Genomic DNA, 11,385 nt, shown 5'->3' on the forward strand with positions numbered 1-11,385 from the left:
TTAAGGAATTACTCATAAAATATAAAACACTAGTAGGATTAGTATCGTTAATAGCTGTAGTAGCTGTGCTTAGTCCTTCATTTTTTACAGTCTCAAATATTTTAAATGTACTTAGACAAACTTCTATAAATGCAGTTATAGCAGCAGGTATGACTTTTGTCATATTAACAGGTGGAATAGATTTATCTGTTGGATCTATACTTGGGTTTAGTGGTGCTATGGCAGCAAGTCTTTTGGTATCAGGTCAAAATATGTTAGTGGTAGTACTTCTATCATTAACAGTTGGAGCAGGTATAGGGTTTTTAAATGGTGTCATAATAAGTAAAGGTAAATTACAACCATTTATAGCAACATTAGCAACAATGACAATACTTAGAGGAGCAACATTGGTATTTACAGATGGAAAGCCTATATCATTTGGAAGTAGTGAAGGAGCTTTAGTTTTTAGTAATATTGGTGGAGGAAGTTTATTTGGAATACCAAACCCAGTTCTGATAATGATAGCAGCATTCTTAATATGTTATTATGTACTACACCAAACTAAAATAGGTAGATATACTTATGCTCTTGGTGGAAATGAGGAATCAACTAAGTTATCTGGTATAAATACAGATAAAGTGAAAATATTTGTTTATACAGTTAGTGGTCTTTTAGCATCAGTTGCAGGGATTATAATAACAGCAAGATTATTCTCAGCGCAACCAAATGCAGGTAGTGGATATGAATTAGATGCAATAGCAGCAGTAGTACTTGGAGGAACAAGTCTTACTGGTGGGAAAGGTAAAATAGGTGGTACAGTAGTAGGGGCTTTAATAATAGGTATATTGAGTAATGCTCTTAACTTATTAAATGTATCATCATATTTCCAAATGATAGCTAAGGGAATAGTTATACTAATAGCTGTTCTTTTAGATAGAAAAAATGATTAAGACATTATATTAAAGGAGGAGTTACAATGAAAAAAATTACTACAATGCTAATGGTACTAGCTTTATCATTAGGAATATTAACAGGGTGTTCTTCACCAGGAGATAGTAAAGATAGTAAGAAAATAGGTTTAATAGTATCTACTTTAAACAACCCATTCTTTGTAGATTTAAAAGCAGGTGCAGAAGCTAAAGCAAAGGAATTAGGATATGAATTAGTAGTACTTGATTCTCAAAATGACCCTGCAAAGGAAGTATCAAACATGGAAGATATAAGTACAAAAGGTGTTTCTTTAGTGCTATTAAATCCAGTTGACTCTGATGCAGCAGCAGCAACTGTTCAAATAGCAAATAATGCATCTATACCAGTTGTAACTTTAGATAGAGCAGCAAATGGTGGAAAAGTTGAAACTCATATAGCTTCAGACAATGTAGCTGGTGGAAAAATGGCAGGGCAATATATAGTAGAGCAATTAGGTGGAGAAGGCAACATAGTAGAACTTGAAGGTATAGCAGGATCTTCTGCAGCTAGGGATAGAGGGGAAGGATTTGCAAAAGGAATAGAAGGAAGTAATTTAAAGGCAGTAGCTAAACAAACTGCTGATTTTGATAGAACTAAAGGATTATCTGTAATGGAAAATATATTACAAGGTAATAAAGATATAAAAGCTGTATTTGCACAAAATGATGAAATGGCTTTAGGAGCTCAAAAAGCTTTAGCAGATGCAGGAATGACTGATGTAATAATAGTAGGATTTGATGCTACTGATGATGCTGTAAAGGCTGTTGAAGAAGGAACAATGGCAGCAACTGTAGCTCAACAACCAAAATTAATAGGATCTTTAGGAGTAGAAACTGCAATTAAAGTAATAGATGGACAACAAGTTGAAGAATTTATTCCAGTAGAATTACAATTAATAGCTAAAAAATAATTAATAATTATATTAAAAAGGGAGTATCTAAAAATGATTTTAATTAATCATTGATAGAGATACTCCCTTTTTAAATCTAAAATATATAAATATTTGTTGATTTTTCTTATTATATAAACTACTCTTAAAATAAAATTTATATATTAATAAAAATTTATACAAATAGCATATGATTATTAAAAGGGAATTTGGTGAAAATCCAAAACGTCTCACTCTACTGTAAGGGATACGAAGCATTGTAATGCTATTAAGGAATTGAGAAGGCAAATGTGTTAGGATAGGTTAAAATATTAGGAGGAAAATAAACATGTTAAAAATAATGAATTTATCTACATACAAGTACGATATGGATAGATATGAAAATGATAAAAAAAATATAAAAAATTTTTTAAAAAATCATAAAATAGATGCTATAGAATTATTAGGACCACTAGAATATAAAGAAGATTTAATACCTAAACAAGCAATAAAAGGTATACATTTAAGACATTATCCTATGTGGTTAGATTTTTGGAATGGAAATGAAAAAGGTATGTTAGAAGATTTTAAGAGTATAGAAGATGTTATAAATTACTATGGAGGAATAAATAAAGAAGCTATAATAAATCATTATATAAAAGAAATAAAAGTAGCACAAGATCTAAATGCAGAGTACGTAGTATTTCATGTATCTCATGTAAAAATAAAAAATTGTTATGATTATAACTTTACATATAGTGATAAAGAAGTATTGGATGCAACAGTAGAACTTGTAAATGATATATTTGAAAATTTAGATACAGACATGACAATACTATTTGAAAATTTATGGTGGCCAGGGCTTACAATGATAGATGAAAGTCTAGTAAAAGAATTTATAGAGAAGATTAAATATAAAAATAAAGGATTTATGCTAGATACTGGGCATTTACTAAATACAAATTTAGAAATAAATACAGAGGCAGAGGCAATAGATTATCTAATAGATACTGTAAATAATTTAGGGGATTTAAAGAAATATATAAAGGGCGTTCATTTAAGTAAGTCAATATCTTCAGAATATGTTAAAAGCCAAATTTTAAAATATCAAAATGAAGAAATTAAAATAAATGAAGTAAGCGATAATATAATTTTTCACATATTAAACATAGATCAACATAAACCGTTCACAAATAAAAAAATAAAATCATTAATAGATATAATAAAACCAAAGTATTTAGTATATGAATTTATAACAACATCGCTTGATCAATTAAGTGAATATATAAATATACAAGATGAAACGTTAGGATTATAGAAGGGAGGATATATAAGATAAAAAAATAGCTTAATAAAAATTTAAATGTTATTAATAACATTGTTCAAAATAATAAAAGTATTGACAAAATTCGTGAAATTTCGTATTATATTCTAAACAAACTAAATAAAACTTATCAAGAGCGGTGGAGGGACTGGCCCTAAGAAACCCGGCAACCAGTATAAATTATTATACGGGTGCTAAATCCTGCAGCTATTAGCTGAAAGATGAGCGTATAATTTTTGCTATCAAAGCCTGAGTTATTCTCAGGCTTTTTTTAATTAAATAAATTTATAACTTGTCTAATAGCTAAAAAAACAATATAAAACGAAAACAAATTTCATTATAAGGAGAGACATATTATGAAAAAACAAATTAAAAAAGGAAATCCTATGGCATTATTGCCATTAGGTATATTTTTACTACTATTTGTAGGAAGTGGAGTTATAACAGGAGATTTTTATAAAATGCCAGTATTAGTAGCATTTATAATATCTAGTGCATTTGCATTAGCACTTAATAAAAAAGAAAGTCTACAAACAAAGATAGAAGTATTTGCTAAGGGAGCAGGAAATTCTGATATAATTTTGATGGTTATTATATTTATTTTAGCAGGAGCATTTTCAAATGTTGCTAAAGCAATGGGAGGAGTAGATTCTACTGTAAACTTAAGTTTATCAGTACTTCCACCAAATCTTTTAATAGTAGGAGTGTTTGTAATAGGATGTTTTATATCAATTTCTATGGGAACATCTATGGGAACTATAGCAGCACTAGGGCCGATTGGTCTTGGAATTGCCGAAAAAACAGGTATGCCTATTGCATTAGTAATAGGAGCAATTGTTGGTGGGGCTATGTTTGGAGATAACTTATCTATGATATCAGATACTACTATAGCAGCAACAAGAACGCAAGGATGTGAATTAAAAGATAAGTTTAAAGTGAATTTTTTAATAGTTCTTCCAGCTGCAATAATAACTTTAATATTATTAGCAGCAACGACTTTAGGATACAATGTTAAGTCAAGTGAAGTTTATACGTATGAAATAATAAAGGTTTTACCTTATTTAGCTGTTTTAATAGGTGCGTTATATGGAGTTAATGTATTTGTGTTATTAAGTGGAGGAATTTTATTTGCAGGAGCAATAGGAATTTTTACAAATACATTTGATTTATTAGGCCTTATAGTTTCTGTATCAGATGGTATAGCAGGAATGCAAGAATTATGTCTTTTAGTAATTATTGTTGGTGGAGTAGTTGAACTTATTAAGTTTAACGGAGGAATTGATTTTATACTTAACTTTATTACAAGTAAGATAAAAACTAAAAAAGGTGCAGAGTTTGGTATAGCAGCACTTGTAAGTATTATAGATTTATGTACAGCAAATAATACTATAGCAATAGTAACAGCAGGTCCTTTAGCTAAGGATATAGCTAAAGAATATAATATAGATCCAAGAAAATGTGCAAGCATATTAGATATATTCTCATCTTGTTGGCAAGGTATGATACCTTATGGTGCTCAGTTATTAACAGCGGCAACAATAGCATCGGTTTCGCCGATTGAGGTATTAAGGTATTTATATTATCCAGTTTTAATGTTTATATGTGGTATATTAGCTATAGCAATTGGATTACCAAAAACAAAAGTTGATGAAATTAAAAAAGAAGAAAAGCAAGCAGCATAATAATAAAAGATAAATGGAGTACCCTAAAATCAATAGGAGTGCTCCATTTTGTATGTATAATTATCAAATTAGGTGATTATGCTATAATATAAATGAGAATAGATAGGAAGAGGTAAAAATTTGGACAAAATATTAATAGAACTAGATAAAAATATAAAACGATGTGAAGATGTATTAAAAGAAAATAATTATTTAGAAATAGTTATAGCAGTTGAAGAATTAACTGATAAATATAAAGCATGTATAGAAAATATAGAAAATAATAATGATAAAGTTTGGAACTATACAAAAAAAGATTTAGAAAATATAAAAGAAAAGTTGTGTTTACATAAGGAAAAATTAGTAATTGAGCATCAAAAATCTATGATTTTAAATATGTTTGATGACATGAAAAAATTAGTACAAATAAATGAAGATTTACCAAAAGATAAAATAAAAGAAGTTATAGACATAATAAATAAAATAGAAGAAACAAACAATAAAAATATAAGTATAGATAAAAAATGGATTGAATTAAGACATTACATGATTTATTTAAGTACACAAGACTTAATTGTTGCTAGTAAAATCATTACTATTATAAGTAAAATATTACAAATGGGATAGTTGCAATTTATATAATATATTTAATAGGATAACTAAATAGATAAATTTGGTTATCCTATTAATTTATAAAATTATTAGTAAATATCTAATCTTCTATGATTAATAAGAGGAAGCTCTTTTCTTATTTTATCAACATAATCAAAATCAAGTCTACATATAAAATAACCTTCTTTATCACCCATACGTTTTAAAACATCACCCCAAGGAGAAGCGACAATAGAATTTCCATAAGATATGTAACTAGAATCATAATTACGGCTAGGTGCACAACCTATAGTATATACTTGGTTATCAATAGCTCTTGATCTAAACATAAGTTCCCAGTGAGCGGGACCTGTACTCATATTAAAAGCAGCAGGAACAATTATTGCTTTTGCACCCTTATCAACCATCATACGAGATAATTCTGGAAATCTAAAATCATAGCAAATAGCTAAGCCAATCTTTCCAAATTCCGTTTCAAATACAGTTACATCATTTCCAGCATTAAGAGTATCAGACTCTTTAAAATGTTGCCCGCCTTCTATTTGGATATCAAATAAATGCATTTTCCTATGTTTTCCTATTTGATTACCACTTCTATCAAAAACATATGAAGTATTATATACATTACCATTTTCATCTTTTTCAGGCATAGATCCGGCAACTAAATAAATACCATGCTCTTTAGCTATATTAGAAAGCATTTCATGAGATTTTCCTTTTTCATATTCTGAATATACTGGAAAGTTGGATGTTTTATAAGGACAGCAAAACATCTCGGGAAGTATAGCTATGTCAACTTTATGTTTGCATGCTTTTTTTATAAAATTATGAGCAATTTCAAGATTTTTAAATTTATCTTCTTCTACATGCATTTGAATAACTGCAATATTTAATGAGGTTTTCATATATGTTTTCACTCCTGTATTTATATATAGTTCTTCTTACTACAATATTAGTTCAAATTATTTAATCTTTCATTAAAAATTATTAAAAATAATATATTAAATTTTTTTTATAAAGCAGATAATAATAACTAATATAAAATCTAAAAATAATTGTTAAACTAAATTTGTTATAAAATGTAAGATATCAAAGGAATAAGAAAATAGAATACATACAATACTAAATAGATTTAAGTAAAAAATTGCGTAAAGAAAGATGTGATATTATGAGAGGTATTTTAAGAAAGATAGATTCTTATTTAATAGGGTTATTTTTAGAAATTTTTACTATTATAGCTTTACTTATATTTAATAAAGAAGGTAATATAGAAACCTTAAATTTTATTATGCTTTGTATAACTTTTTTTACAGTTATGATTACTTATACAGGTGGGATTGTAGTAGGACTTATTTTAACCTCTGTGATTATATTTTTATATACTAGTTATATTTTTTATATTAATTTAGTGATGGATATAGATATTAGTTATATATCTTATGTTTGGATGGTTTCAATTCCTATTATAGCTTTTACAAGCGGAAAATTATCAAACAATATATTATTGTTACAAGAAACTAATAAAAACTTAAGAGAAGAATATGAGAATTTAGTTACAATAGATAAGCAAACGGGACTTGGAAATAGAAGGTTATTTTATATGAATTTAGATAGAGAAATGAGTAAATGTAAAAGGCATAAAAATCCATGTACTTTAATGTTAATAAAGCTACCTTATTATAAAGAGATTAAAAAAATAATTGGAGAAAACAAGACTAATAAATTAATAAAAGATATAAGAGATGTTATCATAAACTCTACAAGAAATGAAGATGAAAGATATACTATAGAAAATGATACTCTAGCTATTATTATGCCTAATACAGATATAAATGGAGCAGATATTGTGAGAAATAGAATAAAAGATAGTATAAATAATTTAAATTTAAAATTAAAACAAGAAAAAAATTATGTGAATATAGATACAAAGGTAGCTATATTAGAGTATAAGGAAGATATAAAAACAGCTATAGAATTTAAAGTATTAGCACAAGAGGAACTTCAATATGATGTATAAAAAAAGAATATCTCTAGTACTTATAATAATAATTTTTTTTAGTTACACTTCTTTTTCATACGGTGATAATAGAGATAAAAAATCTCTTATAGTTTATGAAAGAGAAAAAGTTTTTGGATACAACGAAAACCCTGTAAATCATTTAAATGAGCTTTTGTATGTATTTAATGAAAGTGTAAGTGAAATATCTACCAATGATTACGAAAGTGGATATATTAATAATTTTGATTATATTTTTATTATAAATATAAGAAATGATATAAACAATACTGACTTTTTAAATGATTTATCTAATTTTAACAATAAAATTTATTGGATTGGAGATAAAGTTGAAAATTTCTTAGATTTTAGTGGTAAGTATGATATAAGTTATGATTCTAAAAATAATAATATAACAAAACTATTTTATAAAAATAAAAAAATATCAGTGAATACAACTTATTCATTTAATATTATAAACGCCTTACCAAGTACAAATATAATTGCAACTATGAGTGATGGGTATAATATCTATCCATTTATATTAAGTGAAAAAAACTTATATTATATATCAAGATGGGACTTAGAAGATTCTTATATATTTGAGGATTCTTTAAATGATTTTTATGAAAGAAAAAAATTCGATAAAGAAGAAGTTTTTGTAAGAATAGAAGATGTACATCCCTTTAGAAATACTAAAAAGTTAAGAGAAATAGCAGATTACTTATATAAAGAAAACGTACCATTTATAATAGCTTTAATTCCTACTTATGTGGATTCAAAAACTGGTAATATAAATACTTTAGATTTAAAACCGGAATTTATAGAAACTATAAAATATATGCAACAAAAAGGCGGAAGTGTTATATTACATGGGTATACACACCAAATAGGAAATGAAGAAATAAGTGGTGAAGGTTATGAATTTTGGGATATTAAAAATGATGAGCCTATAAAAGAAGATATAAATATTTATGTAAAAAATAGAGTTTTAAGTGGTGTTAGACTTTGTGTTGAAAACGGAATATATCCATTAGGATTTGAGGCTCCGCACTATGCAATGAATATATATGGATATAAGGAAATAAAAAAATACTTTTCTACTTATGTAGGCCAATATCAAAATAATAATGATAATTTTACTACAAGTACCTTTCCATATACTATAAAGAACAGTGATACTTTTAATGTATTTATACCTGAAAATTTAGGGTTTATAGATAGTAAAGATCCATTTACTATTGATTTAATAAAAGAGAATTTTAATAAGATATCAATGGTTAGAGGTTATAATGGAGGATTTTTCTTTCATCCTTATTTAGATATTAAATATTTAAAAGAATGTGTACAATTTTTAAAAAATAATGATGTAAGCTTTTTAGATTTAAAGGAAAAAGAAAATTATATAAAAGTTGATGATGTAAGTATTATATCTAAAGATGGTAAGATTACTTATAGTTATAACAAATCAAAATCAATTTCTGTTAATAAAGAAAAATCTAAATTTGAAACTTATATAAAATATATAAATAATGCAGTAGTAGTTTTTTTATCAGTGATATTAGCTTTATTTTTAATAATATTTATAGTGTTTAGAGCTATGAGTAAGCATAAATTTACAAGGAGATAATTATGGAGAAATTGAGCTTAGTAGATTATTTATTTTTATTTTCTCTGATTTCTATATGGGCAGTATTACTTATAAATATAATTTTAGCTATAAGTGGATACATATATTATATAAAAAGTCTTAATTTTAAAGATGATAGATTAGAAGAATATCCTTTTGTATCAATATTAGTTCCAGCACACAATGAAGGTAAGGTAATAGGAAAGACTGTAGAATCACTTTTATTACTAGATTATCCTATAGATAAGATGGAGCTTATAGTTATAAATGATAATTCCTCTGATAACTCTAAAGATATACTTAAAAGTATTAAAAATAGATATATAAAATATAATTTTACTATAATAAATACAGATAATATAACTGGTGGTAAAGGAAAATCTAATGCTTTAAATATAGGTTATCAAGTAGCTAAAGGTGATTATATAGCCATTTATGATGCTGATAATACACCTCAAAAAACAGCTCTTAGATACTTAATACAAACAATTATAAAAGATGATAGATTAGGAGCTGTTATAGGAAAGTTTAGGACGAGAAATAAACATAAAAATATACTAACAAAGTTTATAAATATTGAGACACTTAGCTTTCAATGGATAGCTCAAGCTGGAAGAAATCAGTTATTAGGATTATGTACTATTCCTGGAACAAACTTTGTTCTTAGAAGAACTACTATAGATAGTCTTGGTGGGTGGGATACAAAGGCAATAGCTGAGGATACTGAAATTAGTTTTAGAATTTACAAAATGGGTCAAACGATAACTTATGTACCTCAATCTGTAACTTGGGAACAAGAACCAGAAAATTTGAATGTATGGATAAAACAAAGAACTAGATGGGTTAAAGGCAATATCTATGTTTTAGTTAAGTATATAAAAAGTATATTAAAGGGAAGGAAAAACAAGGTTTTATTTGATATATTATATTTCTTTTCTGTGTATTTTTTATTTTTAACTTCAGTTGTAATCTCAGATATTATATTTATTTTAAATATATTTGACTTAGTTGAAATAAGTATTCCATTTAACTTTTGGATTATATGGATATTATCGTATATATTATTCATACTACAAGTAAGTATAACCCTTAGCATGGAAAAAGGTGAAGAAGATTTAATTAATATATTACTTGTTGCATTAATGTACTTTACTTACTCACAAATGTGGTTATTTGTTGCCATAAAAGGAATGTTTGGATATTTTTCAGATGCGATAAACAAAAGAGAAGCTAAATGGTATAAAACAGAACGATTTTAGGGAGCGAATTATATGAGGCTAATAGCTATAATAATATCAGTAATGATTAGTTTTATAAGTGGTAGCGTGTGTTTTGCAGATAATAATGTTAAAACATATAAATTTGAAAATGATATAAAGATGAGTGGAGTTATAAGTAGTAGTGATAAATTTTTTAATATAGAAAAAAATTGGGATGTTAAAAATGCTAAGTTAAACTTAGTTTTTACTAAAAGTGAGCTTTTAGATATTGATTATTCAACAATAACAGTACTCATAAATGATACTCCTATTCATTCAGAAAGATTAGATGGAAAAAAAGAATACAAAAAAGAAATTAGTATAGAAATACCAAAAGATTTAATTAAAGAAGGTTATAATGAAATAAAAATAAAAGCTTATAAAACTATATCAGATATGATATGTAGAGATGATTCCAATACTGCAAACTGGTTAGTGATACATAAGGATTCTAATATAAACGTGCAATACAGATATAAAAAATCTTTGAATTTGCTAAGTGAATATCCTACTTTATATATAAATACTGACAATGGATCTAGGATAAATACTACTATTTTAATACCAGATGATTATTCTAATTCAGAGCTAAGTGCAGGTATGATTTTAAGTTCTGATTTTGGGAAAAAAATAAAATATTCCAACTTTAATTTTGATTTTAAGGTTTATTCAGACTTTAAGAAAAAAAGTGATAATGTAATTTATATAGGAAAAGAAAATAATACTCCTATCCAAATTCTAAATTTACTTACAGAAAGTGAAAAAAACAATTTAAATGAAAAATGTGTTATAAAGCAAGTAAGTTCAATTTTTGATAAAAATAGAAAAAGGTTGATAATAATATCAAATAATGATGAGCTTCTTAAAAATGCAGCTAAGCTTTTAAGTAGTGATTATTTAATAAATAATTTAAACAAAGATAGCATAATAATTGATAAAAATACTGATATAAATGATTTGAAAGTAAAAGAGAATACAGGAAAAGTATCTTTAAAAGATTTAGGTTATGAGAATATGATAGTTAAAGGACCTTTTTCTCAAGAAGTTATAATGGATATAAACACCCCTAAAAATAAAGTTGTAGAAT

General features: G+C 26.1%; 10 protein-coding genes and 1 riboswitch. Of the genes, 9 read left to right on the plus strand and 1 reads right to left on the minus strand.

Translation table 11 applies throughout. The features are described 5' to 3' along the window. The 5 genes from rbsC to VLM92_RS09430 form a co-directional block, all read left to right on the plus strand. Positions 1-929, plus strand: a 929-nt coding sequence (gene rbsC / locus VLM92_RS09410; protein ID WP_325276086.1) for a ribose ABC transporter permease, incomplete at its 5' end; no start/stop codon positions are given. 26 nt (positions 930-955) lie between these two features. Beyond that, on the plus strand, positions 956-1,858 hold the full coding sequence (gene rbsB / locus VLM92_RS09415) for a ribose ABC transporter substrate-binding protein RbsB (RefSeq protein WP_325276087.1): 903 nt from the start codon (positions 956-958) through the stop codon (positions 1,856-1,858). Between the two features lie 307 nt (positions 1,859-2,165). Next, the gene (locus VLM92_RS09420; protein ID WP_325276088.1) at positions 2,166-3,134 is read left to right on the plus strand and encodes a TIM barrel protein; all 969 of its coding nucleotides are present in this window, start codon (positions 2,166-2,168) and stop codon (positions 3,132-3,134) included. Positions 3,135-3,264: 130 nt separating this feature from the next. Further along, positions 3,265-3,368: riboswitch (SAM riboswitch) on the plus strand. A 128-nt stretch (positions 3,369-3,496) separates the two neighbouring features. After that, on the plus strand, positions 3,497-4,822 hold the full coding sequence (locus tag VLM92_RS09425) for a Na+/H+ antiporter NhaC family protein (RefSeq protein ID WP_331681737.1): 1,326 nt from the start codon (positions 3,497-3,499) through the stop codon (positions 4,820-4,822). Positions 4,823-4,942: 120 nt separating this feature from the next. Continuing rightward, complete coding sequence (locus VLM92_RS09430; RefSeq protein WP_325276089.1) at positions 4,943-5,428, plus strand: hypothetical protein; 486 nt, start codon at positions 4,943-4,945, stop codon at positions 5,426-5,428. Between the two features lie 74 nt (positions 5,429-5,502). Here the strand turns inward: VLM92_RS09430 and VLM92_RS09435 are convergent, their stop codons facing one another. Then, positions 5,503-6,318, minus strand: coding sequence for a carbon-nitrogen hydrolase family protein (locus tag VLM92_RS09435; RefSeq protein WP_325276090.1), 816 nt, complete (start codon positions 6,316-6,318; stop codon positions 5,503-5,505). A gap of 263 nt (positions 6,319-6,581) precedes the next feature. Here VLM92_RS09435 and VLM92_RS09440 point away from each other — a divergent pair, with 263 nt between their 5' ends. The 4 genes from VLM92_RS09440 to VLM92_RS09455 all read left to right on the plus strand — a co-directional run. Beyond that, complete coding sequence (locus VLM92_RS09440; protein WP_325276091.1) at positions 6,582-7,430, plus strand: GGDEF domain-containing protein; 849 nt, start codon at positions 6,582-6,584, stop codon at positions 7,428-7,430. Further along, positions 7,420-9,039: a polysaccharide deacetylase family protein gene (locus tag VLM92_RS09445; RefSeq protein ID WP_325276092.1), complete on the plus strand. Its 1,620-nt coding sequence runs from the start codon at positions 7,420-7,422 to the stop codon at positions 9,037-9,039. The genes VLM92_RS09440 and VLM92_RS09445 overlap by 11 nt, the downstream gene beginning before the upstream one ends. A 2-nt stretch (positions 9,040-9,041) precedes the next feature. After that, positions 9,042-10,298, plus strand: coding sequence for a glycosyltransferase (locus VLM92_RS09450; protein ID WP_325276093.1), 1,257 nt, complete (start codon positions 9,042-9,044; stop codon positions 10,296-10,298). A gap of 12 nt (positions 10,299-10,310) precedes the next feature. Next, the coding region (locus VLM92_RS09455; protein ID WP_325276094.1) for a cellulose biosynthesis cyclic di-GMP-binding regulatory protein BcsB at positions 10,311-11,385 on the plus strand (1,075 nt) is incomplete at its 3' end.

Origin of the sequence: Romboutsia sp., from assembly GCF_035470145.1 — a bacterium.
Lineage (GTDB): Bacteria > Bacillota > Clostridia > Peptostreptococcales > Peptostreptococcaceae > Romboutsia_D.

Coding starts and splice junctions, on each gene's coding strand:
- VLM92_RS09425 (WP_331681737.1), top strand. CDS start 3,497: ATGAAAAAACAAATTAAAAAAGGAAATCCTATGGCATTATTGCCATTA.
- VLM92_RS09450 (WP_325276093.1), top strand. CDS start 9,042: ATGGAGAAATTGAGCTTAGTAGATTATTTATTTTTATTTTCTCTGATT.
- VLM92_RS09440 (WP_325276091.1), top strand. CDS start 6,582: ATGAGAGGTATTTTAAGAAAGATAGATTCTTATTTAATAGGGTTATTT.
- VLM92_RS09445 (WP_325276092.1), top strand. CDS start 7,420: ATGATGTATAAAAAAAGAATATCTCTAGTACTTATAATAATAATTTTT.
- rbsB (WP_325276087.1), top strand. CDS start 956: ATGAAAAAAATTACTACAATGCTAATGGTACTAGCTTTATCATTAGGA.
- VLM92_RS09435 (WP_325276090.1), bottom strand. CDS start 6,318: ATGAAAACCTCATTAAATATTGCAGTTATTCAAATGCATGTAGAAGAA.
- VLM92_RS09420 (WP_325276088.1), top strand. CDS start 2,166: ATGTTAAAAATAATGAATTTATCTACATACAAGTACGATATGGATAGA.